Genomic DNA, 26,946 nt, shown 5'->3' with positions numbered 1-26,946 from the left:
GGGGCAAAACATTCACGGCACGGCGGGCGGGCTCACGCCATAAAAAAAGCCCCGGCATGGCCGGGGCTTGTTGTCAGACTTTCTGCGCTTATGCGTCGCCGAAACGACGACGCGGGGTCGCTGCGTCATCACGACGCGGGCCGCGGCCGCCTTCACGACGTTCGCCACCGAAGCTACGACCGCCTTCGCGACGCTCGCCGCTGAAACGACGACCTTCGCCACGGCCTTCACCGCGACCGCCTTCACGGCGTTCGCCGCCGAAACCACGACCACCGCCGCCAGGACGACGATCGCCGCGCGGCTGTGCATCACCCATCAGCTGCATATTCATCGGCTTGTTCAGAATACGCGTACGGGTGAAGTGCTGCAGCACTTCGGTCGGCATGCCTTTCGGCAGCTCGATGGTGGAGTGAGACGCGAACAGCTTGATGTTACCAATGTAACGGCTGCTGATATCGCCTTCGTTGGCGATAGCGCCCACGATGTGACGTACTTCAACGCCATCATCACGACCCACTTCGATGCGGTACAGCTCCATATCGCCGGCGTCACGACGCTCGCGACGTGGACGGTCTTCGCCGCTACGCTCGGTGCGCGGGCCACGATCGTTACGGTCGCCACGGCGCTCGAAACGGTCGTCGCGATCGCGGAACTCACGCTTCGGACGCATCGGCGCATCCGGCGGCAGGATCAGCGGACGTTCGCCCTGCGCCATTTTCAGCAGCGCGGCAGCCAGCGTTTCCACATCCAGCTCGCCTTCCGGCTGAAGCTTGGTCAGCAGCGCGCGGTACTGGTCCAGATCGCTGCTTTCCAGCTGCTGCTGTACTTTCGCGGCGAATTTTTCCAGACGGCGTTTGCCCAGCAGTTCTGCGTTCGGCAGTTCCACTTCCGGAATGGTCAGCTTCATGGTGCGTTCAATGTTACGCAGCAGACGACGCTCGCGGTTCTCAACGAACAGCAGCGCACGGCCTGCACGGCCCGCACGACCGGTACGGCCGATACGGTGAACGTAAGACTCGGAGTCCATCGGGATGTCGTAGTTCACCACGAGGCTGATACGCTCAACGTCCAGACCACGCGCCGCAACGTCGGTTGCGATCAGGATATCCAGACGACCGTCTTTCAGACGCTCCAGGGTCTGCTCGCGCAGGGCCTGGTTCATATCGCCGTTCAGCGCGGCGCTGTTGTAACCGCTGCGCTCCAGCGCTTCAGCCACTTCCAGGGTCGCGTTTTTGGTACGCACGAAGATAATCGCCGCGTCAAAATCTTCCGCTTCCAGGAAACGCACCAGCGCTTCGTTTTTACGCATGCCGTAAACAGACCAGTAGCTCTGGCTGATGTCCGGGCGAGTAGTAACGCTGGACTGGATGCGCACTTCCTGCGGCTCTTTCATAAAGCGACGGGTGATGCGACGAATCGCTTCCGGCATGGTCGCGGAGAAGAGCGCGGTCTGATGTTCAGCCGGGATCTGCGCCATGATGGTTTCAACGTCTTCGATGAAGCCCATACGCAGCATTTCGTCTGCTTCGTCCAGTACCAGGCCTTTCAGGTTAGAAAGATCCAGCGTGCCGCGCTTGAGGTGATCCAGCAGACGGCCCGGCGTACCGACCACAATCTGCGGACCCTGGCGCAGTGCGCGCAGCTGCACGTCATAACGCTGGCCGCCGTACAGGGCCACGACGTTTACGCCATGCATATGTTTAGAGAAATCCGTCATGGCTTCAGCAACCTGAACCGCCAGTTCGCGGGTCGGTGCCAGCACCAGGATCTGCGGCGCGCGCAGAGTTTCATCAATGTTGTGGAGCAGCGGCAGTGAGAACGCTGCGGTTTTGCCGCTACCGGTCTGGGCCATACCCAGAACGTCGCGACCACCCAGCAGATGCGGAATACATTCTGCCTGGATTGGAGATGGTTTTTCGTAACCCAGATCGTTAAGGGCTTCAAGGATTGGAGCCTTCAGGCCCAGATCAGTAAAAGTGGTTTCGAATTCAGCCATGTAGTACGAGTGCCTCAGAATTAATGGCGGCCAGTCTACATAACTCATCGTGAAAATTTTCTGCAATTTTCATTAAAAGTGTGAACCGGCTCAAAGTAGGTGTATTAACGAACAAACAAGCCCTCACCGGTTAAGGTGATGACTTTAGTAAAAAAATCCGTGGGCTGAAATGTTCGTCAGCTATTGCTGGTCCGATTCTGCCAGGTCATCTTGCTCCTGGCCCAAGAGCGCTAATTCCAACAATGCATAACGGTGCTCAACGAAGTTGTGGACGTTGTTAGCAACCGCTAATTTGAACAGTGCCGTGGCGCTGTCCTTATCCCCCAGACTTAGGTAGTACTTACCTAAATAGAAGTTGGTTTCACTGAGATGCTCAGCGAGCGAGGTGTTATCCGTTGCGTCTGCCTTCAGGCGTTCCATTAGCGTTTTTTCGCTAATGTCGCCGAGCCAGAATTCGACAATGTTCCATCCCCACTGTTCTTTGTCCGATTTCTCAAAGCGTTCTTGCAAGGCCGCTTTGGCCTGTTTCTCATCCATTTTGCTTTCAGCAAGGAAGAGCCACAGACTACGGAAAGGATCATTGGGATCGTCGTGATAAAACGCCAGCAGATCATCTTGCGCTAATCGGTAACGTCCGCCGTAATAGAGGGCGATACCGCGATTTAAATGCGCGTAGTTGTAAGTTGGATCGAGCTCAAGTACAGAATCAAACGCTTCATAGGCAGCATCAAAATTGCCTGCCTGCGTTAAATAAATGCCTAAGTAGTTGAATACTTCAGGCATATCGGGGCGGATAGCCAGCGCTTGTGAAAAATCATTCCGCGCCAGTGCCCGCAAACCAAGACTATCATACAACACTCCGCGCTCATATAAAAGCTGTGCGCGTTCATCATCGGTTAAAGCCCGACTTGCGAGGATCTGCTCCATGCGTGCGAGGATCACTTCTTGCTGCAAGGCCGGTTGCAATGGCACCGCCAGGACCTCGCTCTTACGCCAGGCAGAGTTGCTGCATCCTGCCAGCGTGAGTGCTGTCGCAACGAAACACCAGCGCAATAAAGGCTTCATTTCCTACTCCCGAAGACAACTATTGGATGAACGTCCTGTCCCCCGGCTGCAAACGGGGCATCCTGCCTCGTAACAAATGGCTCTCCGTGTCGCCACGGAGAGCTAAACGGCAAACCTTACTCGGCTTCCGGCGCAGCAGGGGCTGCTGCTTCCTGAGTCTGCTCGGTTGCTTCTTTAATGCTCAGACGTACGCGGCCCTGACGGTCAACTTCCAGTACCTTAACCGGTACTTCCTGACCCATCTGCAGATAGTCGGTCACTTTCTCAACACGCTTGTCGGCGATCTGAGAGATGTGTACCAGACCTTCTTTACCGCCGCCGATAGCGACGAAAGCACCAAAGTCAACGATACGGGTCACTTTACCATTGTAGATACGGCCCACTTCGATTTCAGCGGTGATCTCTTCGATACGACGAATCGCGTGTTTCGCTTTCTCGCCATCGGTCGCTGCGATTTTCACCGTACCGTCATCTTCGATTTCGATGGTGGTGCCGGTTTCTTCGGTCAGCGCACGAATCACAGAGCCGCCTTTACCGATCACGTCTTTGATCTTGTCCGGGCTGATCTTGATGGTATGAATACGCGGTGCGAACTGAGAGATATCGCCACGCGGCGCGTTGATAGCCTGTTCCATCACGCCAAGAATGTGCAGACGCGCACCTTTAGCCTGATTCAGCGCCACCTGCATGATCTCTTTGGTGATGCCCTCAATTTTGATATCCATCTGCAGTGCAGTGATACCTTCACGGGAACCAGCCACTTTGAAGTCCATGTCGCCCAGGTGGTCTTCGTCACCCAGAATGTCGGACAGTACGACAAAGTTTTCGCCTTCTTTCACCAGACCCATCGCGATACCCGCGACAGCGGCTTTGATCGGCACGCCTGCGTCCATCAGCGCCAGAGAAGCGCCACACACGGAAGCCATGGAAGAAGAACCATTGGATTCGGTGATTTCAGATACGACGCGAACGGTGTACGGGAAGCGGTCGGCTGCCGGCATCACTGCCAGTACGCCGCGTTTCGCCAGACGACCGTGACCGATTTCACGACGCTTCGGAGAACCAACCATGCCGGTTTCGCCGACAGAGTACGGAGGGAAGTTGTAGTGGAACAGGAAGCGGTCAGTACGCTCGCCCATCAGTTCGTCGATGTTCTGCGCGTCGCGCTCGGTACCCAGCGTCGCGGTAACCAGCGCCTGCGTTTCACCACGGGTGAACAGCGCGGAACCGTGAGTGCGCGGCAGTACGCCGGTGCGCACGTCCAGACCACGGATCATGTCTTTTTCGCGGCCATCGATACGCGGCTCGCCAGCCAGCACGCGGGAGCGAACAACGTTCTTCTCGATAGCGTGCAGGATGTCGCCCAGCTCGTTTTCGTCAAGCGCGTCGCCTTCGGCCTGCTCAGCCTGCAGTGCCGCGATGACGTCCGCTTTGATAGCGTCGATCTGGCTGTAACGTTCTTGTTTGTCAGTGATGCGGTACGCGTCGCTCAGACGAGATTCAGCCAGCGCTTTCACGCGCGCGTTGAGCGCTTCGTTAGCGGCTTCAGGCTGCCAGTCCCAGCGCGGTTTGCCCGCTTCTTTCACGAGATCGTTGATGTTCTGAATCACAACCTGCTGCTGCTCGTGACCGAACACCACAGCGCCCAGCATCTGATCTTCGCTCAGCAGTTCAGCTTCGGATTCCACCATCAGCACGGCGCTTTCGGTACCGGCAACCACCAGATCCAGTTTGCTGGATTTCAGCTCATCCTGGGTCGGGTTCAGTACGTACTGGTCGTTGATGTAACCCACGCGGGCAGCACCAATCGGGCCATTAAACGGAATACCGGACAGAGACAGCGCGGCGGACGCGCCGATCATCGCGACGATATCCGGGTTAACCTGCGGGTTAACGGAAACGACGGTCGCGATAACCTGAACTTCGTTAACGAAGCCTTCCGGGAACAGCGGACGAAGCGGACGGTCAATCAGACGCGCGATCAGCGTTTCGCCTTCGCTAGGACGGCCTTCGCGACGGAAGAAACCGCCAGGGATGCGGCCAGCAGCGTAGGTACGCTCCTGATAGTTAATGGTCAGCGGGAAAAAGTCCTGGCCCGGCTTCGCTTTTTTAGCGCCAACCACGGTCACGAATACCGCAGTGTCATCCATGCTTACCATTACGGCAGCAGTGGCCTGACGAGCCATCATTCCGGTTTCAAGAGTGACAGTATGTTGACCATACTGAAATTTGCGGACGATCGGATTAAGCAAAATTATACCCTTTCTAAATGAAGAACAGCACGCCCAAAGCCGTGCTGACAGTACCCGATCCTCTTTGCATCCTCGCGACTAATGACAACCCTAACCCGCCTGCGCGAATCAAGCCTCTCATTAGCCGCGCGAACCTCTGCAACGAAGATCATACTTAGCAACAATACATGAGTTTACTCGCAATTGCTGCCGTCTGGTCGAAAAAAGGGGCCGTAAAGGCCCCCTTTTCTGAAACTCGCAGTGATTAGCGACGCAGACCCAGGCGCTCGATCAGCGCAGTGTAGCGTGCTACATCTTTACGTTTCAGGTAGTCGAGCAGTTTACGACGCTGAGAAACCATACGCAGCAGACCACGACGGCTGTGGTGATCTTTTTTGTGCTCTGCGAAGTGGCCCTGCAGGTGGTTGATCTGCGCAGTCAGCAGTGCAACCTGAACTTCGGTAGAACCGCTGTCGTTCTCACCACGACCAAACTCAGAAACGATTTTAGCTTTAGCTTCAACGCTTAGAGACATTTTCAACTCCAGTTTATAAAAAATAAGGGTGCCGATCTCTAATTCAGCCACCCGGGGCTACGTCTGCATTAAAAATGACGGACGTAGTGTTTAGCCGCAATATTCTACCTGTCACGGCTTGTTATCGCAAGGTAACGACGAGGGTTAAACCGGATACTCTACGACCAGGCGGCGGGGCGCCACGCGCCCTTCGCTGTCGATTTCCCCCATGCCGAGAAACTTTTGCGCTTCGCCTTCCGTCACGCGCACCAGGCCTTCTGACGGCGCGTCGCTGGTCCGCACCGGGTTGCCATTCTTAAAGTACACGGATGACGTCAGCGGAAGATTAACCACGGGGTAATCCGCCGCCGGGCTGTCCATCGGCATCAACAGCGGATCGAGCAGTTCAGACGGCGCGGTTTCACGCGTCTGCGCCTCTTCAAGCAGCGCATTAAGCTGCTCGAGGGTCACCATACGCTCGACAGGATATTTACTGACCGCCAGGCGGCGCAGATAAATCACATGCGCGCCGCAGCCGAGTTTCTCGCCTAAATCGTCAATGATAGTGCGGATGTAAGTGCCTTTCGAACAGTGCACTTCCAGCTCAAGCTCGTCGCCTTCATGGCGAATAAACAGCAGCTCATAAACGGTAATCGGACGCGCTTCACGCGGCACTTCAATGCCCTGACGCGCATATTCATACAGCGGCTTGCCCTGATATTTCAGCGCCGAGAACATGGTCGGCACCTGCAGGGTGTCGCCGCGAAAGCTCTCCAGCGCATCCTGCAATGCCTGCTCGCTGAACGTAACCGGGCGCTCTTCCACCACCGTGCCGTCGGCGTCGGAGGTGTCGGTGCGCTGCCCGAGACGCGCAATCACGCGGTAACGCTTATCGGAATCGAGCAGATACTGGGAAAACTTGGTCGCTTCACCGAGGCAGATGGGCAGCATACCGGTCGCCAGCGGATCCAGCGCGCCGGTATGCCCGGCGCGATTGGCATTATAGATACGCTTTACTTTTTGCAGCGCGTCGTTGGAGGAGAGCCCCTGCGGCTTATCCAGCAGCAACACGCCATGCACGTCGCGACCGCGACGACGAGGACGACTCATTATTCCTCCTTGTCGTCGTCCGGATTAACGCGACGCTCTTCGTCGTGTTTCACAACGCTGGTGACCAGGTTGGACATGCGCATCCCTTCTACCAGCGAGTTGTCGTAGAAGAAGGTCAGTTCCGGCACGATGCGCAGGCGCATGGCTTTGCCCAGCAGCGAGCGGATGAAGCCTGAGGCATCCTGCAGCGCTTTGATACCGGCTTTTACCGCCGCGTCGTCTTTATCATTCAGGAACGTTACGAACACTTTGGCATAGGCCAGGTCGCGGGACACTTCAACGCCCGATACGGTGGTCATCAGCCCAACGCGCGGATCTTTGATTTCGCGCTGCAGAATGATGGCAATTTCTTTTTGCATCTCCTGCGCGACGCGCTGAGGGCGACCGAATTCTTTCGCCATAATAAAATCTCCAGACAAAAAAGGGGCTATTAGCCCCTTTTGAATAGTCATACCGGGTGGCGCTTCGCTAACCCGGCCTACAAATATGTCCTAATCCACACCCGGCGACGCTCTGCCGCCGGGCAAACGGGGATTAGTCGATGCTGCGCTGGATTTCGATGATCTCGAACACTTCGATCATGTCGCCAACACGGACGTCGTTGTAGTTCTTAACGCCGATACCACATTCCATGCCGTTACGGACTTCGTTAACGTCATCTTTGAAGCGGCGCAGGGATTCCAGCTCGCCTTCATAGATAACCACGTTGTCGCGCAGTACGCGGATTGGGTTATGACGCTTAATCGTGCCTTCTGTGACCATACAGCCCGCGATCGCGCCGAATTTCGGCGATTTGAACACATCGCGCACTTCGGCCAGACCGATGATCTGCTGTTTCAGCTCAGGCGACAGCATGCCGCTCATGGCCGCTTTCACTTCGTCGATCAGGTTATAGATGACGGAGTAGTAGCGCAGATCCAGGCTTTCCGCTTCGATAACACGGCGCGCGGAGGCGTCGGCACGAACGTTGAAGCCCACCAGAATAGCGTTGGAAGCCGCAGCCAGCGTGGCGTCGGTTTCGGTGATACCACCCACGCCCGAGCCAACAATCTTCACCTTCACTTCGTCGGTGGAGAGTTTCAGCAGGGAGTCGGAAATCGCTTCTACGGAGCCCTGTACGTCGGCTTTCAGCACGATGTTGACTTCGTGAACTTCGCCCTCGGTCATGTTCGCGAACATGTTCTCGAGTTTGGATTTCTGCTGACGCGCCAGTTTGACTTCGCGGAATTTGCCCTGACGATAGAGAGCCACTTCACGCGCTTTCTTCTCATCACGAACCACGGTCACTTCATCACCCGCGGCAGGAACGCCGGAGAGACCCAGAATCTCAACAGGAATGGACGGACCCGCTTCCTGGACTTCCTGGTTCAGTTCGTTACGCATCGCACGCACGCGGCCATATTCGAAGCCACACAGCACGATATCGCCTTTGTTCAGCGTACCTTCGCGAACCAGAACGGTAGCAACCGGACCACGACCCTTATCCAGGAAGGATTCGATAACCACGCCGGTCGCCATGCCTTTACGTACCGCGTGCAGTTCCAGAACTTCGGACTGCAGCAGGATAGCGTCCAGCAGTTCATCGATACCGGTGCCCGCTTTCGCAGAAACGTGGACGAACTGGCTCTCGCCGCCCCACTCTTCCGGGATGATGCCGTGCTGAGACAGTTCGTTTTTAACACGATCCGGATCGGCGTCAGGCTTATCGATTTTGTTCACCGCAACGACAACCGGCACTTTCGCCGCTTTCGCGTGCTGGATAGCTTCGATGGTCTGCGGCATCACGCCGTCGTCCGCCGCAACCACCAGAACCACGATGTCCGTTGCCTGCGCACCACGTGCACGCATCGCGGTAAACGCGGCGTGGCCCGGGGTATCCAGGAAGGTGATCATGCCGTTATCGGTCTGTACGTGGTACGCACCGATATGCTGGGTAATGCCGCCCGCTTCGCCCGAAGCCACTTTCGTGGAACGGATGTAGTCAAGCAGAGAGGTTTTACCGTGGTCAACGTGACCCATGATGGTCACGACCGGCGCGCGCGGCTCAGCCTGTGCGCCCATATCACGGTCGCTCATTACCGCTTCTTCCAGCTCGTTTTCACGACGCAGGATAACCTTGTGGCCCATCTCTTCAGCAACCAGCTGCGCGGTTTCCTGATCGATGACCTGGTTAATGGTCGCCATCGCGCCCAGCTTCATCATCGCTTTGATAACCTGAGAGCCTTTTACCGCCATCTTGTTAGCGAGTTCAGCGACAGTGATGGTTTCACCAATAACAACGTCACGGTTAACGGCCTGAGCCGGCTTGTTGAAGCCCTGCTGCAGGGAGCTGCCTTTACGCTTGCCGCCTTTGCCGCCGCGAACGGCTGCACGGGCTTCTTCACGATCCGCTTTGGACTCGGAATGCTTGTTGCTCTTCTTCTGGCGTGCGGCTTTCGCCGGACGCGCGCGGCTACGACCGCCTTCTACTTCGCGATCGCTGTCATCTTCTGCCTGACGCGCGTGCTGGGAAGTAGTGACGTGGTAGTCGCTGCTATCTTCAGATTCTTCTTCGCTGCCGCTTTCCCACTTGGTAGCGTTCTCTTCAGCCATACGACGGGCTTCTTCGGCTACGCGACGGGCATTTTCTTCCAGCTTGCGACGCGCTTCTTCTTCGGCCTTGCGCTTAAGGTCAAGGGCTTCAGCTTCGCGGCGGGCTTTTTCCGCCTGAGCAGCTTTGCTCACTTCGTCAGTTTGTTGATTGCTCACTTTGCTCGTTTCCGCAGCTTCACGTTTCGCTTTATCAGCGGCATCGCGTTTAGCCTGTTCTTCAGCTTCACGTTTAGCCTTATCGCCGGCTTCACGCTTGGCTTTTTCCTCTGCCTCTCGCTTGGCAGCTTCCTCTGCTTCACGACGGGCCTGCTCTTCCGCCTCACGCTTCGCCTGTTCTTCCGCGGCGAGACGCTCTGCCTCTTGCGGATCACGTTTTACAAAGGTGCGTTTTTTGCGGACTTCGATCTGTACCGACTTACTTTTCCCGCCGGTACCCTGAATATTTAAAGTACTGCGCGTTTTGCGCTGTAAAGTCAACTTATCCGGCCCTGAACCATGTTCACGGTTCAGGTGCGCCAGTAAGGCTTGTTTCTCTTGTGCCGTCACAGAGTCTTCAGCGGACTTCGGGATCCCTGCATCAGCGAATTGCTGTACCAGGCGGTCCACGGAGGTCTGAATCTCTGCGGCCAGCGCTTTTACGGTTACATCAGTCATGCTGTTCCTTCCTGCTACAGTTTATTACGCTTCATCGCTAAACCAGCGGATGTTACGAGCGGCCATGATAAGCTCACCGGCTTTCTCATCGGTCAACCCGTCGATATCCGCGAGGTCGTCCACGCCCTGATCGGCGAGGTCGTCAAGCGTACACACACCACGAGCAGCGAGTTGGTAAGCCAGCGTGCGATCCATACCTTCTAAATTCAGCAGGTCGTCAGCCGGTTTGTTATCGCCGAGGCTCTCTTCCTGAGCCAGCGCAAGGGTGGTGAGCGCATTTTTAGCGCGTTCGCGTAATGCTTCCACGGTCGGCTCATCCAGGCCGTCAACTTCCAGCAGCTCTTTCATCGGCACATAGGCCAGTTCTTCGAGCGTGGAGAAGCCTTCTTCCACCAGAACCGTGGCGAACTCTTCATCAATGTCGAGATACTTGGTGAAAGTATCGATAGCGGCGTGCGCTTCAGCCTGATGTTTCGCCTGGAGATCGTCAACCGTCATAACGTTGAGTTCCCAGCCGCTCAGCTGTGAAGCAAGACGCACGTTCTGGCCGTTACGGCCGATAGCCTGCGCCAGGTTGCCCGCTTCGACGGCGATATCCATGGTGTGTTTATCTTCATCCACCACGATAGACGCGACGTCTGCCGGCGCCATGGCGTTGATGACGAACTGCGCCGGATTGTCATCCCACAGCACGATATCAATACGCTCGCCGCCAAGCTCGGTCGACACCGCCTGAACGCGCGCGCCGCGCATACCCACGCAGGCGCCGACCGGGTCGATGCGCTTGTCGTTGGTTTTCACCGCGATTTTAGCGCGTGAACCCGGATCGCGAGCGGCAGCTTTAATTTCAATCACTTCTTCGCCGATTTCCGGTACTTCGATGCGGAACAGCTCGATCAGCATCTCCGGTTTGGCGCGAGTAACGAACAGCTGAGCGCCGCGCGCTTCAGGGCGTACCGCGTACAGTACGCCGCGGATACGGTCGCCCGGACGGAAGTTTTCACGCGGCAGCATATCTTCACGCAGAATGACCGCTTCGGCGTTGCTGCCGAGGTCCAGCGTAATGTTTTCGCGGTTAACTTTTTTCACCACGCCGGTGATGATCTCACCTTCATGTTCGCGGAACTGGTCAACGACCATGGCGCGTTCGGCTTCGCGAACTTTCTGTACGATGACCTGCTTCGCGGTCTGCGTGGTGATACGGTCAAACGTCACGGATTCGATCTGATCTTCAACATACTCGCCGACGTTCAGGCTCGGATCTTCGTAACGCGCCGCTTCCAGCGTGATTTCGCGGGTCGGCTGGGTCACTTCTTCTACAATCACCCAGCGGCGGAACGTGTCGAAATCACCGCTTTTACGGTCGATGCTCACGCGAACATCGATCTCTTGTTCATATTTTTTCTTGGTTGCCGTAGCCAGGGCGCTTTCCAGCGCTTCAAAAATTTTCTCGCGCGGAACCGCTTTTTCGTTGGAAACTGCTTCGACAACAGCCAAAATTTCTTTATTCATCAGGGGCCTTCGCCTCAATCCAGACTGTTAAAATTGGGGTACCAGGTTCGCTCTCTGGATATTACTTAGCGCGAACACTTCGTCTTTGCCGTCAACTGTAACGGTAATCATTTCGCCATCAACGGCTTTAATGACTCCCTGCCACTTACGACGATTCTGTACCGCCATACGCAGTACCAGCGTCACCTCTTCGCCAGTGTAACGGGCGTAATGTTCGGCAGTGAAGAGAGGACGGTCGAGGCCAGGCGAGGAGACTTCCAGGTTGTAAGCCACCGTAACCGGGTCTTCGACATCAAGAACGGCGCTAACCTGGTGGCTGACATCAGCACAATCGTCAACAGTGATGCCATCTTCACTATCAATATAGATGCGCAGCGTCGATGTGCGACCGCGAATGAATTCGATGCCGACGAGTTCGTAGCCCAGCGCTTCCACCGGTGCCGTAATCATCTCTGTTAATTTTTGCTCTAATGTGGACAAGCCCACCCCCAGGACATAAAAAAAGGGCATATAGCCCAGTTATTCTTTAGCCAGATAACAAAAAACCCCGATAAATCGGGGCTTTTAATAACTGAACCCTGTAAACCGCGATGCGCGGTCCGGAACACCTTCCAGGGAATTTTCTTTCAAAAACGGTCAGGAAGGCATTCGCTGCACTTCACAGTATATTTGAAAAACAACTCTCAGGGAAAGTGGTTGCGGGGGCCGGATTTGAACCGACGACCTTCGGGTTATGAGCCCGACGAGCTACCAGGCTGCTCCACCCCGCGTCCGAAAACGTGGCAAATACTACGCCTTAAACGTCTAAATTGCAAGTTCTGCTGGGATTTGGTACCGAGGACGGGACTTGAACCCGTAAGCCCAATCGGGCACTACCACCTCAAGGTAGCGTGTCTACCAATTCCACCACCTCGGCACTATAGTGCGCAGTTTCTGTTTACTGCGCGAAGCTGACAAATTAACGTGGGATATCGCTGGTCGGCTTAGCCGGCGCTGCGGGCTGAGTCTGCTCAGTTTTTGCTGGCGCAGTCAGATTTTCCCACTCGCTTCCTTTACTGGTTTTGTTGCTGTTAATGTTACCCAGCACCAGGCTGATGATGAAGAACAGGGTTGCCAGCACAGCTGTCATACGGGTCATGAAGTTACCAGAACCACTTGAACCGAACAGCGTAGCAGAAGCGCCTGCGCCAAAAGAGGCTCCCATATCAGCGCCTTTACCTTGCTGCAGCATGATAAGACCGACAAGGCCCAGCGCTACAATAAGGAAAACTACCAAAAGAGCTTCGTACATAATCAACCTGTTCCTTGCGGGGTTACCGCAGCCAATTGCTTCAAACCAATAAAGCAGGGTATTTGTCATTCCCTACTGAAGCGGGTGTGAATACTAACGAAAGAGTTCTGGGCGCGCAAGCGCAATTTTACCTGCAAATGCTGACTGCGGAAAAAAACGGCAAATTACGCTAAAGCGGCGATTTTAAAGGCGACTTACGCCGCCTTTTTAAGCATGTATGCGCTTAAACCGCTTTCACGGCATCCGCGATACGGTGCGCGAATTCCGTCACCTGCGCTTCGTCTTCGCCTTCCACCATCACGCGGATAAGCGGTTCGGTACCCGATTTACGCAGCAGCACGCGCCCACGTTTACCCAGCGCCTGTTCGACGTCTTCGGTTACCGCTTTCACGGTGGCATGTTCCAGCGGATCGCCGCTGCCTGGGGTAAAGCGCACATTGACCAGGATCTGCGGGAAGAGCTTCATACCGCTGCAGAGATCGTGCAGGCTCATATGGTTGCGCGCAATTGCCGTTAACACCTGCAGCGCGGCCACAATGCCATCGCCCGTTGTGGTTTTGTCCAGCAGGATGACGTGGCCTGAGTTTTCCGCCCCGATGCGCCAGCCTTTTTCCTGCATTTTTTCCAGTACGTAGCGGTCGCCCACTTTCGCACGCGCAAACGGAATGCCGAGCTGTTTAAGAGCGACTTCCAGCCCCATATTACTCATCAGCGTACCAACCGCGCCGCCGCGCAGCTGGCCCTGACGCAGCCCTTCGCGGGCGATGATATAGAGGATCTGGTCGCCATCCACTTTGTTGCCTTCATGATCGACCATGATGACGCGGTCGCCGTCGCCGTCGAACGCGATACCCAGATCGGCTTTCTCGGCCACCACGCGCTCCTGCAGCAGACGAACATCGGTCGCGCCGCATTTCTCGTTAATGTTCAGCCCGTCCGGTTCAGATCCGATAGTAATCACACGGGCGCCCAGCTCACGCAGCACGTTTGCCGCAATGTGGTATGTCGCGCCGTTCGCGCAATCCACCACGATCTTCAGTCCGTTCAGGCTGAGTTCGTTCGGGAATGTGCCTTTGCAAAATTCGATGTAACGACCGGCGGCATCGACAATACGGCTCGCTTTACCCAGCTCGGCGGAATCCACGCAGCTGATCTCTTTCTCAAGCTCCGCTTCAATCGCCTCTTCCACTTCATCCGGCAATTTTGTGCCGTCGATGGAGAAAAATTTAATGCCGTTGTCGTAAAACGGGTTATGGGACGCAGAAATGACAATACCGGCCTCGGCACGGAAGGTACGCGTCAGATAGGCCACGGCTGGCGTGGGCATCGGCCCGGTGAACAGCGCGGACAGCCCGGCCGCGGCGAGACCCGCTTCCAGTGCGGATTCCAGCATATAACCGGAAATACGGGTGTCCTTACCGATAATGACTTTGCGGGAGCCGTGACGCGCCAGCACTTTGCCCGCCGCCCAGCCAAGCTTCAGGACAAAATCCGGGGTAATCGGCGCATCGCCCACACGACCGCGAATGCCGTCTGTCCCAAAATATTTACGGTTACTCATAGTATTTTTTATCCTTCGCTGAAAGAGTTGCTTCCACCACGCGCATCGCTTCGACGGTTTCTTTGACGTCATGGACACGAATAATTTGCGCCCCCTGCATAGCCGCCATCACCGCGCAGGCAAGGCTTCCGGGCAGGCGCTGATCGGGCCCGACGTTCAGTAGTTGTCCAATCATCGACTTACGCGACATTCCCACCAGCAAAGGCATTCCGAAACGCCGGAATTCTGAAAGCCGGGCGAGAAGCTGGTAATTGTGGGTCAGATTTTTACCGAAACCGAATCCCGGGTCGAGTATGATTTTTTCTTTTGTAATGCCTGCCGCCTCACAGCGGGCGATATGCTGCTCAAAAAAGCGCGTAACGTCGGCAAAAACATCTTCATAGTGCGGTGCCTGCTGCATCGTTTTCGGCTGGCCCTGCATATGCATCAGGCAAACCGGCAAACCGGTCTCTGCCGCCGCCTCAAGCGCGCCTGGCTCTGTCAGCGAGCGGATATCGTTAATAATATGCGCACCGACCCGCGCCGACTCGCGGATCACTTCCGGTTTCGAGGTATCGACTGATACCCACACCTCAAAACGCTGCGCCAGCGCTTCCACCACCGGCACCACGCGGGAAAGCTCTTCTTCCACACTTACTTCCGCCGCGCCAGGACGCGTCGACTCTCCGCCCACATCGATAATGGTCGCGCCGGCGTTGATCATCGCGTTCGCGTGTTTGACCGCCTCTGTCAGCGTATTGTGCTGGCCGCCATCGGAGAAAGAATCCGGCGTGACATTCAGGATTCCCATAACGTGCGGATGAGAAAGTTCGAGCGTTGAGCCCTGAGCGAAGAGTTTCATTGCCATTCCCTTATGAACTTGAATGAACGAAAACAGAAAACCCCGGACAGGCCGGGGTTTTGATTAATGCAGCGGTGCTACAGCAGGCAATTATTTATCGCCAAACTGCTCAGACATGGTGTTGCCCGGGTTCGGCGTACGCGGTTCATCGACCGGACGCGGAGCACGCGGCGTACCGTTGCTGTCAGAGTTATTGTTGGCGCCCGGATCTTCCCAGCCTGCTGGCGGGCGAACATCACGGCGAGCCATCAGATCGTCGATTTGCGGCGCGTCGATGGTTTCATACTTCATCAGCGCGTCTTTCATGGCATGCAGGATGTCCATGTTATCGTTCAGGATCTGACGAGCGCGGTTGTAGTTACGTTCAATCAGGGCTTTAACTTCCTGATCGATGATACGCGCCGTTTCATCTGACATATGCTTGGCTTTCGCCACGCTACGGCCCAGGAATACTTCGCCTTCTTCTTCCGCGTAAAGCAGCGGACCAAGTTTGTCGGAGAAGCCCCACTGGGTCACCATGTTACGGGCCAGGTTAGTCGCGACTTTAATGTCGTTAGACGCACCGGTGGAGACATGCTCCGGCCCGTAGATAATCTCTTCCGCCAGACGACCGCCGTACAGCGTGGAGATCTGGCTTTCCAGTTTCTGACGGCTGGCGCTGATAGCGTCGCCCTCAGGCAGGAAGAACGTGACGCCAAGCGCGCGACCGCGCGGGATAATCGTCACTTTATGCACCGGATCGTGCTCTGGCACCAGGCGGCCGATAATCGCATGGCCCGCTTCATGATACGCGGTGGACTCTTTCTGCGCTTCCGTCATCACCATGGAGCGGCGTTCCGCGCCCATCATGATTTTGTCTTTCGCTTTTTCGAACTCAACCATCGATACGACACGTTTGTTGCCGCGCGCGGCAAACAGCGCCGCTTCGTTGACCAGGTTTGCGAGATCGGCACCGGAGAAGCCAGGCGTACCGCGCGCAATGATTGCCGCGTCGATATCCGGCGCCAGCGGTACGCGACGCATATGCACTTTCAGGATCTGCTCACGACCACGCACATCCGGCAGGCCAACCACCACCTGACGGTCGAAACGGCCAGGACGCAGCAGCGCAGGGTCAAGCACGTCAGGACGGTTAGTCGCCGCGATGACGATAATGCCTTCGTTGCCTTCAAAACCATCCATCTCAACCAGCATCTGGTTCAGGGTCTGCTCACGCTCATCGTGACCGCCGCCAAGACCGGCGCCACGCTGGCGGCCCACGGCATCGATTTCATCGATAAAGATGATGCACGGCGCCGCTTTTTTAGCTTGTTCGAACATGTCGCGAACACGGGACGCGCCCACACCCACGAACATTTCTACGAAGTCAGAACCGGAAATGGTAAAGAACGGCACTTTCGCCTCGCCCGCGATGGCTTTCGCCAGCAGGGTTTTACCGGTACCCGGCGGGCCAACCATCAGGACGCCCTTCGGAATTTTACCGCCCAGCTTCTGGAAACGGCTCGGCTCGCGCAGGTATTCCACCAGCTCGCCGACTTCCTCTTTCGCTTCGTCACAGCCTGCCACGTCAGCGAAAGTGGTTTTAATCTGATCTTCCGTCAGCATGCGCGCTTTGCTTTTGCCGAACGACATGGCGCCTTTGCCACCGCCACCCTGCATTTGGCGCATGAAGAATATCCAGACCCCAATCAGCAGTAGCATCGGGAACCAGGAGATGAAGATAGTCGCCAGCAGGCTCTGCTCTTCAGGCGGTTCGCCGACAACTTTTACGTTTTTGGTCAGCAGGTTATCAAGGAGTTTGGGATCGTTTACGGGAATATAAGTCGTGTATCGGTTACTATCTTTCTTGGTAACGTTGATTTCACGTCCGTTGATACGCGCTTCGCGAACCTGGTCCTGGTTAACTTCTTGCAGGAAGGTAGAGTAATCCACCCTACGGCCACTCGACTCGCTGGGCCCAAAGCTCTGGAATACTGACATCAGCACAACTGCGATGACCAGCCAGAGTATTAGGTTTTTCGCCATGTCACTCAAGGGATTAACCTCATATTACAACTGTGTTAACAAACAGCGTCAGGGTACTATAGTTTGCGCCCGGTCGCTACAATGTACACTTCACGTGAACGGGCACGAGAAGAGTCCGGTTTACGAACTTTCACCTTCGTAAACAGGGAGCGAATTTCCCGCAGGTACTCATCGAAACCTTCGCCCTGAAACACCTTCACTACAAAACTGCCGCCCGGCGCCAGCACATCCCGGCACATTTCGAGCGCCAGCTCCACCAGATACATGGCGCGGGGGATATCCACAGCCGGAGTCCCGCTCATGTTCGGTGCCATATCTGACATGACAACCTGTACTTTACTGTCACCCACGCGTTCCAGTAACGCTTTCATGACTAATTCATCACGAAAGTCGCCCTGAAGGAAGTCCACACCAACGATAGGATCCATTGGTAAAAGATCGCAAGCGATAATACGGCCTGCTCCTCCGATTTGCGTGACCACATACTGTGACCATCCGCCAGGCGCGGCGCCAAGATCGACAACCGTCATGCCTGGTTTAAAAATCTTGTCACTTTGCTGTATTTCATCAAGTTTAAACCAGGCACGGGAACGTAACCCTTTTTTCTGCGCCTGTTGAACATATTTATCGCTAAAGTGTTCCTGTAGCCAGCGACTGGAGCTGGCAGAACGCTTTTTACCTGTCATTTCACATTCCATCCGGGTTCATCGTGAGCCGCAGGCTCAAAAACCCACGTATTGCCATTTGGCGATAATTGGGAGATGGCGGTAGAATGACCCGTTTTCAATCCCAACGTAAGCAAAAAATACGATGAATCTGAGTACTAAACAAAAACAGCACCTGAAAGGTCTTGCCCATCCGCTCAAGCCGGTGGTTATGCTTGGCAACAATGGTTTGACCGAAGGGGTACTGGCCGAGATTGAACAAGCGCTTGAGCACCATGAGTTAATCAAGGTGAAGATCGCCACTGAAGACCGCGAAACTAAAACCCTGGTTGTGGATGCCATCGTGCGTGAAACCGGCGCCTGTAATGTACAGGTCATCGGAAAAACGCTGGTGCTCTACCGCCCGTCAAAGGAACGTAAAATTTCGCTGCCCCGCTAAGCTGTGGGTTTTGCGAGCGATCGCAGAAGCCGCAAACTACAGGCAAGGGTGCAAAATGCCACGCTCCGTTTGTTGATAAAAGGCCGCTCAGCGGCCTTTTTCCTTTCTTTACAATCTGAACGGCATCGCTGTCATGCCGGTTGAGGTGAATCGCACAAATCAGCAAATATGACTCTCTGGCGCGTCTCTTACCGAAAAAACGGCCGTTCAGAGGCAGGCGTTAAAGATAATCGACTTTGATGATTTCAAATTCGACCTGGCCGCCCGGGGTGTTAATGGTCACCACGTCGTCCCGCTCTTTGCCCACCAGACCGCGTGCGATAGGCGAGTTTACAGAAATAAGATTCTGTTTGAAGTCCGCTTCGTCGTCGCCAACGATGCGGTAGGTCAACTCTTCGTCGGTATCCAGGTTCAGCACCGTAACGGTAGAACCAAAGATTACGCGGCCATTGTTTGGCATCTTGGTGATATCAATCACCTGGGCGTTCGAGAGCTTCGCTTCGATATCTTTGATACGCCCTTCGCAGAACCCCTGCTGCTCGCGAGCGGCATGGTATTCGGCATTCTCTTTCAGATCGCCATGCTCGCGCGCTTCGGCGATAGCGGCGATGATTTCCGGGCGACGCACGGATTTCAGATACTCCAGCTCTTCGCGTAATTTCTCAGCGCCACGTAAGGTCATCGGAATAGGTTGCATTTGTTATACCTCTCACTGTCCTGTTAAGAACGGTTCACAGCCCGCTCCGGCTGCACGCCAGCCCGGAAAACCTTCTAGCCCCGGACGGCAAACAAAAGAAAACTGACCCGGAGACAAAGCCCCAGGTCAGGAACGATTTTGCAATTTGATACGTATTTTACCCTGAAGTTCCCGAAGGGTCATCGTTTACTTTGCAGGGCGATGCGCCTTAGTATGACGGCACGTTTCCAGCTGTTACCGCGAGATTATGCGATTTTCCAGATTTGCTGTCGGATTGACCACCAGTGTAGCCCTGAATGCCAGTGCCGCCAATGTCGAAGAGTATATCAATCAGTTACCCGCCGGCGCGAATCTCGCCCTGATGGTGCAAAAAGTCGGAGCCAGCTCCCCTGAGATTGATTTTCACAGCCAGCAGATGGCGCTGCCCGCCAGTACGCAAAAAGTGATTACGGCGCTGGCCGCGCTGTTGCAGCTTGGGCCAGACTTTCGCTTCACCACGACGCTTGAGAGCCGTGGCGACGTGCACGACGGCGTGCTTGATGGCGATTTGATTGCGCGTTTCACGGGTGACCCGACCTTCAAGCGCCAGGATATGCGCAATATGGTGACGGCGCTGAAAAAAGCGGGCGTTCAGCAAATAAAAGGAAACGTGCTGATCGACACTTCCGCTTTCGCAAGCCATGACAAAGCGCCCGGCTGGCCGTGGAACGACATGACGCAATGCTTCAGCGCTCCGCCGTCGGCCGCTATCGTCGATCGCAACTGTTTTTCGGTGTCGCTCTACAGCGCGCCGCAGGCGGGCGAACCGGCGTTCGTGCGTATCGCCTCTTATTATCCGGTCAATGTTTACAGCCAGGTGAAAACCCTGCCACGCGGATCGTCGGAAGCGCAGTATTGCGAGCTGGATGTGGTTACGGGCGATCTGAACCGCTATACGCTCACGGGCTGCATGACGCAGCGCGCCGATCCGCTGCCGCTGGCCTTCGCGATCCAGGATGGCGCGGGCTATGCCGGCGCGATACTGAAAGCGGAGCTGAAACAGGCGGGCATTACTTATAACGGCACGCTGCTGCGCCAGACGCAGCCCAACGAGCCGGGGACGGTTATCGCGAGCCGCCAGTCACCGCCGCTGCACGATCTCCTGCGCCTGATGCTTAAGAAATCCGACAATATGATCGCCGACACGGTGTTTCGCACCATCGGGCGTAATTTCTACGGCGTACCCGGCACCTGGCGCGCAGGCTCCGACGCCGTTCGCCAGATCCTGCGTCAGAAGGCGGGCGTGGATTTAGGCAATACGATCGTGGTGGATGGTTCCGGCCTGTCGCGCCATAATCTGATAGCGCCCGCCACGATGATGCAGGTGCTGCAATATATCGCCCGCAACGACAGCCAGCTGAATTTTATCTCTATGCTGCCGCTGGCGGGGCACGACGGCTCCCTGCTGTACCGCGCAGGCCTCCATGAGGCGGGCGTTGACGGCAAAGTCTCCGCCAAAACCGGCTCGCTGCAGGGGGTCTATAACCTGGCGGGCTTTATCACGACGGCCAGCGGACAGCGCATGGCGTTTGTTCAGTATCTTTCCGGCTACGCCGTAGAGCCCGCCGACCAGCGCAACCGCCGTATTCCGCTGGTGCGCTTTGAGAGCCGACTCTACCGCGACCTTTACCAGAATAATTAACGATGAAACTGCTGATAGTCGAAGATGATCTGCTGTTACAGGAAGGACTGGCGCTGGCGCTCGGCAACGAGGGCTATGCGCTGGATTGCGCCGCGAATGCCGCCGAGGGCGACGCCCTGCTCCAGAGCGGCGAATACAGTCTGATTATTCTCGACTTAGGCCTGCCGGATAAAGACGGCGCTACGCTGCTTAGCCAGTGGCGCCGGAGCGGCGTCACCACCCCAGTGCTTATCCTCACGGCGCGTGACGCGCTGGAAGACCGCGTCAGCGGACTTGATGCGGGCGCGGATGATTATCTGGTCAAACCCTTTGCGCTGGCGGAGCTTCACGCGCGGGCACGGGCGCTAATCCGCCGCTACCAGGGCCACAGCGATAATCTGTTACAGCACGACGACATTACGCTCAACCTGCAAACGCAGCAGGTACTGCTGCAGGGAGCGCCCGTAGAAGTGACGCCGAAAGAGTTCGCGTTGCTCACCCGCCTGATGATGCGTATCGGCCAGACCGTGCATCGCGAAACCCTGCAACAGGATATCTACAGCTGGCAGGACGATCCCAGCTCCAATACGCTGGAAGTGCATATCCATAACCTGCGCCGCAAGCTCGGCAAAACCCGCATCCGCACCATACGCGGCGTGGGCTACCGGCTGGAGCGCCCGTCATGAACAGCATGCGCCGTCGGCTGATGCTGATGCTCGCGCTGATCCTTCTCTTTTTTCAGCTGATTAGCGTTGTCTGGCTCTGGCATGAAAGCCGGGAGCAGATAAGTTTTCTGGTGAATGAAACGCTGTCGGCCAAATCCCGTACCCATCACGTCGAAAAAGAGATCCGCGAGGCCATTGCCTCGCTGCTGGTGCCGTCGCTGGTAATGGTCGGATTCACCCTCTTCTTCTCTTTCTGGGCGGTGACGTGGATAACCCGCCCGCTCAGCAAGCTTAGCCAGACGCTCGCCAGGCGCTCGGCGGATAATCTCTCCCCTGTGCCTGTCGATTCCTCAATGGAAGAGATAAAGGCGGTGACGCTCTCGCTGAACCAGCTCTTTTCACGGCTCGATCACACCATTCAGCAGGAGCGTTTGTTCACGGCAGATGCGGCCCATGAGCTACGCACGCCGCTGGCGGGTATTCGCCTGCATCTGGAGCTCATGGAGCAGTCGGGCGTCGCGCAGGCCACGCCGCTGCTCGCCCGTATTGATCGTCTGATGCACACCGTTGAACAACTGCTGATGCTGTCGCGCGCGGGCCAGGCGCTGGCGAGCGGGCATCATGAGACGCTGTGCTGGAATGAGGATATCCTTGCGCCGCTACACAGCGAACTGGACGAGCTGGCGCAACAGCGCGGGCAGCATATCGTCTGGCCTCATGACGAGACGACATTGCGCGTTCAGGGCGATGCGGTGTTGCTGCGCCTGATGCTGCGAAATCTGCTGGAAAACGCGTCGCGGTACAGTCCTGAGCAAAGCCGCATCGTGGTGCGGTTATCATCTGACGAGGGCGGCAGCCGCCTGACCGTACTTGATGAAGGCCCAGGGATCCCGCAGGCGCAGCGTCAGACGATTACCGAACCTTTCCGGCGGCTGGATCAGCGATACGGCGGCAGCGGCCTGGGGCTCAGTATTGTGCAGCGTATTGTGCATCTGCATCGCGGCAAGTTAATTCTGGAAGATGGGCCGAACGGCGGGCTGGCGGCGTCCTGCTGGCTCCCGGAAGAGATTAACCAGTCATGACTATGTGGCGCGTTTAAGGGTTGATGCCATTAAAAAAGGCCGGTTTCCCGGCCTTTTTGGTTAACGCTGATACACGATTTCGACGCCTTCGTCGTCATCTTCGTCCCAGTCGTCATCCCACTCTTCTTCGGCTTCCGCTTCCATCTCTTCGAGCTGCTGGCGATGATAGTCATCCCACATAAACTCGACTTTTTCCGGCTGCTTCGCTTCTTCTTCGTGAACCACCGGATTTTCGATGATGAAGTGCATCACATCCCAGCAGAGATCTTTTACGTTCATCTGGCTCGCGGCGGAGATCAGGTAATACTTCTGGTCCCAGCCCAGCGCGTCGGCGATCGCTTTGGCTTTCGCTTCCGCGTCTTCACGGCTCAGCAGATCGATTTTATTGAAGACCAGCCAGCGCGGTTTGGAAGCCAGCTTCTCGCTGTACTTCTCAAGCTCGCCCACGATGATACGGGCGTTTTCCGCCGGATCGGAGCCGTCGATCGGATCGAGATCGATCAGGTGCAGCAGTACGCGGCAGCGCTCCAGGTGCTTCAGGAAGCGAATACCGAGGCCTGCGCCTTCCGCCGCGCCTTCGATAAGACCCGGAATATCGGCGACCACGAAGCTTTTCTCGTTATCCATACGCACGACGCCAAGGCTTGGCACCAGCGTGGTAAACGGATAATCCGCCACTTTCGGCTTCGCCGCGGAAACCGCGCGAATAAACGTGGATTTACCGGCGTTCGGCATACCCAGCATACCGACATCCGCCAGCAGCATCAGCTCCAGCTGCAGATCGCGTTTCTCGCCTGGCGTGCCCATGGTTTTCTGGCGCGGAGTACGGTTAACGGAAGATTTGAAGCGGGTGTTGCCAAGGCCGTGCCAGCCGCCCTTCGCCACCATCAGGCGCTGACCGTGTTTGGTCATGTCGCCCATCGTTTCGCCGGTGCCCTGATCGATAACGCGCGTCCCGACCGGCACTTTGACCGTCACGTCTTTGCCGCGCTTACCGGTACAGTCGCGGCTCTGGCCGTTCTGACCACGTTCGGCGCGGAACGATTTTTCAAAACGGTAATCGATAAGGGTATTGAGGTTTTCATCGGCCTCAAGCCAGACGTCGCCGCCATCGCCGCCATCGCCGCCGTCAGGGCCGCCTTTCGGGATATATTTTTCACGACGGAAGCTTACGCAGCCGTTACCGCCGTCACCCGCCACGACCAGGATCGCAGCTTCATCAACAAACTTCATTTTACTTCTCCGTAATTCATTCGCCCGAGCGGGGGATGACTCCAACCGCTTCGTTTTTACGCCACCGTCCCCAAAGACGGTGACCAATGGCGGAATACATCGCACCCGCAACCACGACAAACGCACCGAGATAACCCAACAGGTTTAGCATCGGTCTGGCGAAGAAATCGGGCCAGGCAACAGATAACACATCTGAAAATATTAAGGTAAACAGTGGGGTAAGCGTAATAATGGCGCTCACCTGCGCCGCCTGCCATCTCGCCATCGCTTCCGCCAGTGCGCCATACCCCACCAGGGTATTCAGGCCGCAGAATATCAGGCAGGCCAGTTGCCACGAACTTAACTGAAATACCACGCCAGGCTTCGCCAGCGGCAACAGCGCAATAGTACACAAAGTGTACAGCAAAAAGAGGATCTGTTGCGAGGCCAGACGACGCAGCAGCACCTTCTGCGCTACGCCATAGCTGACCCAGACCGTCGCCGCGCCAACCCCGAAAATCACGCCCCATGTGTAATCCGTCAGGCGCGTAAAGATCTCTATCAGGCTGGTGTTGAAAAACATCACCAGCCCGCAAAGCAGCATTATTGCCCCAATGATCTGCGTGCCGCGCATCTTTTCCTTAAGGATCAATACGCTTGCCACCATCATGCCCACCGGCGAAAGCTGGCCTATGACTTGCGAGGCCGTGGGGCTTAAATATTGCAGGGAGGAGCTGAAAAGGATGAAGTTGCCGAAGAGACCACCCGTTGCTATCGCCAGCAGCACCAGCCAGCGCGGCTTACGGAACAAGCCCATCGGCGGTAGTTTGCCTTTGATCGCAAGGATCAGCCCAAGCCCGATGCCCGCCATCAGAAAGCGGTAGAACACCACCGTAGGGGGCTCCATCACTTCCAGTACCTGCTTCATTGCAATTGGCAGCGCACCCCAGCACATTGCGGTCGTGAGCGCCAAAAGAATACCAATGCCGGCCTGCTGCTTCATGCCCGTTTCCCTACAGAAAAATTACCGGGTTTCCAATGTAAAAAGCCCCGCAACAGGTTGCGGGGCTTTAATCCGTTACCGGACCGAGAAAACCTTACTCAGCAACGATGCTGATGTATTTACGGTTGTTCGGGCCTTTAACTTCAAATTTCACTTTACCGTCTGCTTTAGCAAACAGAGTGTGGTCACGACCGCAACCTACGTTGTTGCCAGCGTGGAATTTGGTGCCACGTTGACGAACGATGATGCTACCCGCCAGAACGGACTCGCCACCGAAACGCTTAACGCCAAGGCGTTTAGCTTCTGAATCGCGACCGTTACGTGTGGAGCCGCCAGCCTTTTTATGTGCCATTTAAATCTCTCCTCAGGTCTTAGGCGCTGATGCCAGTAATTTTCACATCAGTGAACCACTGACGGTGGCCCTGCTGCTTACGGTAGTGTTTACGACGACGAAACTTAACGATTTTAACTTTCTCGCCACGACCGTGAGCAACAACTTCAGCTTTGATTACGCCGCCATCAACGAAAGGAACGCCGATTTTGACATCTTCACCGTTTGCGATCATCAGAACTTCAGCGAACTCAACAGTTTCGCCAGTTGCGATGTCCAGCTTTTCCAGGCGAACGGTCTGACCTTCGCTTACTCGGTGTTGTTTACCACCACTTTGGAAAACCGCGTACATATAGAACTCCGCTTCCGCGCACGCCTTCTGCATGATCAGAGTGCGCTATAAATATTCACAATAGGGCGCGAATATTACGCAAATCGGGACGCTTTGACAAGCCCGTTTGTTGTTCGGTGCGGAAAAAAAACACAACCGTGACGGCGGCGTTTATCTGCCGCGTTTTTCCGGTACAATCTGTACTACATTTAGAATCCACTATCCTTACCTTCTCCCTTACAGACTGTGGTAAACAGGACGATAGCCAGACTTTTGCGATGAATTTAGAAAAAATTAATGAGTTAACCGCGCAAGATATGGCCGGTGTCAACGCGACCATCCTTGAACAGCTCAATTCCGACGTACAGCTTATCAACCAGCTGGGCTATTACATTGTCAGCGGCGGCGGCAAACGCATTCGCCCGATGATCGCGGTGCTCGCTGCGCGCGCGCTGGGTTATGAGGGGAAAGCGCACGTCACTATCGCCGCGCTTATTGAGTTTATCCACACCGCCACGCTCCTGCATGACGATGTGGTGGATGAATCCGATATGCGTCGCGGGAAAGCGACGGCGAATGCCGCTTTCGGCAACGCCGCCAGCGTTCTGGTGGGAGATTTTATTTACACCCGCGCGTTTCAGATGATGACAAGCCTCGGGTCGCTCAAGGTGCTTGAAGTGATGTCCGAGGCGGTCAACGTGATTGCTGAAGGCGAAGTGCTTCAGTTGATGAACGTGAACGATCCCGACATCACCGAAGAGAGCTATATGCGCGTGATTTACAGCAAAACCGCGCGGCTCTTCGAAGCGGCGGCGCAGTGTTCCGGCATCCTGGCCGGCGCCAGCGAAGCGCAGGAGCGCGCGTTGCAGGATTACGGTCGCTACCTCGGCACCGCGTTCCAGCTGATCGACGATCTCCTGGATTACAGCGCTGATGGCGAACGCCTCGGTAAAAACGTGGGCGACGATCTCAACGAAGGCAAACCGACGCTGCCGCTGCTGCATGCGATGCACAACGGCACGCCGGCGCAGGCGCAGATGATCCGCGAGGCGATCGAACAAGGCAACGGGCGTCATCTTCTGGATCCGGTGCTGGAAACGATGGCGGCCTGCGGATCGCTGGAGTGGACGCGCGCCCGTGCTGAAGAAGAAGCGGATAAAGCCATCGCCGCGCTTGAAATTCTCTCCCCTTCCCCCTGGCGCGACGCCCTGATTGCGCTGGCGCATATGTCAGTCCAGCGCGACCACTGATCTTTTTCCGCGCCCGCCGGCGCGGAAAAGTTTCCGCTTTTATTACCACGCTTTATGAACGTCGCGTCGGTAAAATTTCCTGTAACGCCTTCCCGCTTTCTCTTTCTTGTATGGCGTCCCTTCGTGATAACCCACAATGAACCACGGATCGTGTCCCGGGCGAGCCTTTGCAACTCTTACATTTTCTTTGTGGTTATAAGCACACTTCTGAATACAACC

25 protein-coding genes and 2 tRNA genes are annotated in these 26,946 nt (G+C 56.0%); 5 read left to right on the top strand and 22 right to left on the bottom strand.

Features of this window, described 5'->3' with window-relative positions:
- Positions 1-88: 88 nt before the first annotated feature.
- The 17 genes from AFK65_RS02220 to rlmE all read right to left on the bottom strand — a co-directional run bounded on the left by AFK65_RS02220 (position 89) and on the right by rlmE (position 18,078).
- On the bottom strand, positions 89-1,996 hold the full coding sequence (locus AFK65_RS02220) for a DEAD/DEAH family ATP-dependent RNA helicase (protein ID WP_038858201.1): 1,908 nt from the start codon (positions 1,994-1,996) through the stop codon (positions 89-91).
- Positions 1,989-2,069: a protein YrbN gene (yrbN, locus tag AFK65_RS21690; protein WP_097563900.1), complete on the bottom strand. Its 81-nt coding sequence runs from the start codon at positions 2,067-2,069 to the stop codon at positions 1,989-1,991. Before yrbN ends, AFK65_RS02220 begins: the two co-directional genes overlap by 8 nt.
- Before the next feature lie 107 nt (positions 2,070-2,176).
- Positions 2,177-3,061 carry a lipoprotein NlpI gene (gene nlpI, locus AFK65_RS02215; protein ID WP_004385054.1) on the bottom strand — a complete coding sequence of 295 codons (885 nt, stop codon included), beginning with the start codon at positions 3,059-3,061 and terminating at the stop codon, positions 2,177-2,179.
- 116 nt (positions 3,062-3,177) lie between these two features.
- The gene (gene pnp / locus AFK65_RS02210) at positions 3,178-5,313 is read right to left on the bottom strand and encodes a polyribonucleotide nucleotidyltransferase (protein WP_015387065.1); all 2,136 of its coding nucleotides are present in this window, start codon (positions 5,311-5,313) and stop codon (positions 3,178-3,180) included.
- Between the two features lie 244 nt (positions 5,314-5,557).
- Positions 5,558-5,827: a 30S ribosomal protein S15 gene (rpsO, locus tag AFK65_RS02205; RefSeq protein ID WP_004385056.1), complete on the bottom strand. Its 270-nt coding sequence runs from the start codon at positions 5,825-5,827 to the stop codon at positions 5,558-5,560.
- 144 nt (positions 5,828-5,971) lie between these two features.
- Positions 5,972-6,916 carry a tRNA pseudouridine(55) synthase TruB gene (truB, locus tag AFK65_RS02200; RefSeq protein ID WP_038858203.1) on the bottom strand — a complete coding sequence of 315 codons (945 nt, stop codon included), beginning with the start codon at positions 6,914-6,916 and terminating at the stop codon, positions 5,972-5,974.
- Complete coding sequence (gene rbfA, locus AFK65_RS02195) at positions 6,916-7,317, bottom strand: 30S ribosome-binding factor RbfA (protein WP_007766816.1); 402 nt, start codon at positions 7,315-7,317, stop codon at positions 6,916-6,918. The genes truB and rbfA overlap by 1 nt, the downstream gene beginning before the upstream one ends.
- 133 nt (positions 7,318-7,450) lie before the next feature.
- Positions 7,451-10,162: a translation initiation factor IF-2 gene (gene infB, locus AFK65_RS02190; RefSeq protein WP_038858207.1), complete on the bottom strand. Its 2,712-nt coding sequence runs from the start codon at positions 10,160-10,162 to the stop codon at positions 7,451-7,453.
- Between the two features lie 24 nt (positions 10,163-10,186).
- Entirely contained in the window at positions 10,187-11,674 is a 1,488-nt protein-coding gene (nusA, locus tag AFK65_RS02185) for a transcription termination factor NusA (RefSeq protein WP_007704990.1), read from the bottom strand.
- A gap of 27 nt (positions 11,675-11,701) precedes the next feature.
- Positions 11,702-12,154, bottom strand: a complete 453-nt coding sequence (gene rimP, locus AFK65_RS02180; protein WP_032805830.1) for a ribosome maturation factor RimP — start codon at positions 12,152-12,154, stop codon at positions 11,702-11,704.
- Positions 12,155-12,367: 213 nt separating this feature from the next.
- A tRNA-Met gene (locus AFK65_RS02175) sits at positions 12,368-12,444 on the bottom strand.
- 59 nt (positions 12,445-12,503) lie between these two features.
- Positions 12,504-12,590, bottom strand: a tRNA-Leu gene (locus tag AFK65_RS02170).
- Positions 12,591-12,632: 42 nt separating this feature from the next.
- Positions 12,633-12,965: a preprotein translocase subunit SecG gene (secG, locus tag AFK65_RS02165; RefSeq protein ID WP_007704983.1), complete on the bottom strand. Its 333-nt coding sequence runs from the start codon at positions 12,963-12,965 to the stop codon at positions 12,633-12,635.
- Positions 12,966-13,188: 223 nt separating this feature from the next.
- Positions 13,189-14,526, bottom strand: coding sequence for a phosphoglucosamine mutase (gene glmM, locus AFK65_RS02160; protein WP_007704980.1), 1,338 nt, complete (start codon positions 14,524-14,526; stop codon positions 13,189-13,191).
- Positions 14,519-15,367 carry a dihydropteroate synthase gene (gene folP, locus AFK65_RS02155; protein ID WP_007704977.1) on the bottom strand — a complete coding sequence of 283 codons (849 nt, stop codon included), beginning with the start codon at positions 15,365-15,367 and terminating at the stop codon, positions 14,519-14,521. The genes glmM and folP overlap by 8 nt, the downstream gene beginning before the upstream one ends.
- 90 nt (positions 15,368-15,457) lie before the next feature.
- Positions 15,458-17,392 (bottom strand): ATP-dependent zinc metalloprotease FtsH, encoded by a 1,935-nt coding sequence (gene ftsH / locus AFK65_RS02150; protein ID WP_004385065.1) that lies wholly within the window; start codon positions 17,390-17,392, stop codon positions 15,458-15,460.
- 56 nt (positions 17,393-17,448) lie between these two features.
- Entirely contained in the window at positions 17,449-18,078 is a 630-nt protein-coding gene (gene rlmE / locus AFK65_RS02145; protein WP_004385066.1) for a 23S rRNA (uridine(2552)-2'-O)-methyltransferase RlmE, read from the bottom strand.
- Positions 18,079-18,202: 124 nt separating this feature from the next.
- On the opposite strand from rlmE, the gene yhbY reads away from it, so the two are divergent.
- Entirely contained in the window at positions 18,203-18,496 is a 294-nt protein-coding gene (gene yhbY, locus AFK65_RS02140) for a ribosome assembly RNA-binding protein YhbY (RefSeq protein ID WP_007704969.1), read from the top strand.
- A gap of 220 nt (positions 18,497-18,716) precedes the next feature.
- Here yhbY and greA read toward each other — a convergent pair whose 3' ends face one another.
- Positions 18,717-19,193, bottom strand: a complete 477-nt coding sequence (gene greA / locus AFK65_RS02135) for a transcription elongation factor GreA (protein WP_007704967.1) — start codon at positions 19,191-19,193, stop codon at positions 18,717-18,719.
- 247 nt (positions 19,194-19,440) lie between these two features.
- On the opposite strand from greA, the gene dacB reads away from it, so the two are divergent.
- Genes dacB through pmrB form a run of 3 tightly spaced genes read left to right on the top strand, consistent with a single transcriptional unit; the run spans position 19,441 to position 22,600 of the window.
- Positions 19,441-20,874 (top strand): serine-type D-Ala-D-Ala carboxypeptidase, encoded by a 1,434-nt coding sequence (dacB, locus tag AFK65_RS02130; protein ID WP_032805153.1) that lies wholly within the window; start codon positions 19,441-19,443, stop codon positions 20,872-20,874.
- Positions 20,875-20,876: 2 nt separating this feature from the next.
- Positions 20,877-21,539, top strand: a complete 663-nt coding sequence (pmrA, locus tag AFK65_RS02125) for a two-component system response regulator PmrA (protein ID WP_007704963.1) — start codon at positions 20,877-20,879, stop codon at positions 21,537-21,539.
- Entirely contained in the window at positions 21,536-22,600 is a 1,065-nt protein-coding gene (pmrB, locus tag AFK65_RS02120) for a two-component system sensor histidine kinase PmrB (RefSeq protein WP_007704959.1), read from the top strand. The genes pmrA and pmrB overlap by 4 nt, the downstream gene beginning before the upstream one ends.
- A gap of 60 nt (positions 22,601-22,660) precedes the next feature.
- On the opposite strand, the gene cgtA is transcribed toward pmrB, so the two are convergent.
- From cgtA to rplU, 4 genes are all read right to left on the bottom strand, one after another.
- Positions 22,661-23,833, bottom strand: coding sequence for an Obg family GTPase CgtA (gene cgtA, locus AFK65_RS02115; protein ID WP_007704956.1), 1,173 nt, complete (start codon positions 23,831-23,833; stop codon positions 22,661-22,663).
- Between the two features lie 16 nt (positions 23,834-23,849).
- On the bottom strand, positions 23,850-24,815 hold the full coding sequence (locus AFK65_RS02110) for a DMT family transporter (protein ID WP_007704954.1): 966 nt from the start codon (positions 24,813-24,815) through the stop codon (positions 23,850-23,852).
- Between the two features lie 94 nt (positions 24,816-24,909).
- Positions 24,910-25,167, bottom strand: a complete 258-nt coding sequence (gene rpmA, locus AFK65_RS02105) for a 50S ribosomal protein L27 (RefSeq protein ID WP_004385076.1) — start codon at positions 25,165-25,167, stop codon at positions 24,910-24,912.
- 19 nt (positions 25,168-25,186) lie between these two features.
- Positions 25,187-25,498 carry a 50S ribosomal protein L21 gene (gene rplU, locus AFK65_RS20565; RefSeq protein ID WP_004385077.1) on the bottom strand — a complete coding sequence of 104 codons (312 nt, stop codon included), beginning with the start codon at positions 25,496-25,498 and terminating at the stop codon, positions 25,187-25,189.
- Between the two features lie 257 nt (positions 25,499-25,755).
- On the opposite strand from rplU, the gene ispB reads away from it, so the two are divergent.
- Positions 25,756-26,727 carry an octaprenyl diphosphate synthase gene (ispB, locus tag AFK65_RS02095; RefSeq protein ID WP_012125964.1) on the top strand — a complete coding sequence of 324 codons (972 nt, stop codon included), beginning with the start codon at positions 25,756-25,758 and terminating at the stop codon, positions 26,725-26,727.
- The last annotated feature ends 219 nt before the right edge of the window (positions 26,728-26,946 follow it).

This window comes from Cronobacter universalis NCTC 9529 (genome assembly GCF_001277175.1).
Taxonomy (GTDB): domain Bacteria; phylum Pseudomonadota; class Gammaproteobacteria; order Enterobacterales; family Enterobacteriaceae; genus Cronobacter; species Cronobacter universalis.
Note: the sequence above shows the minus strand (reverse complement) of the source record. Positions and strands in the feature narration are given on the sequence as shown.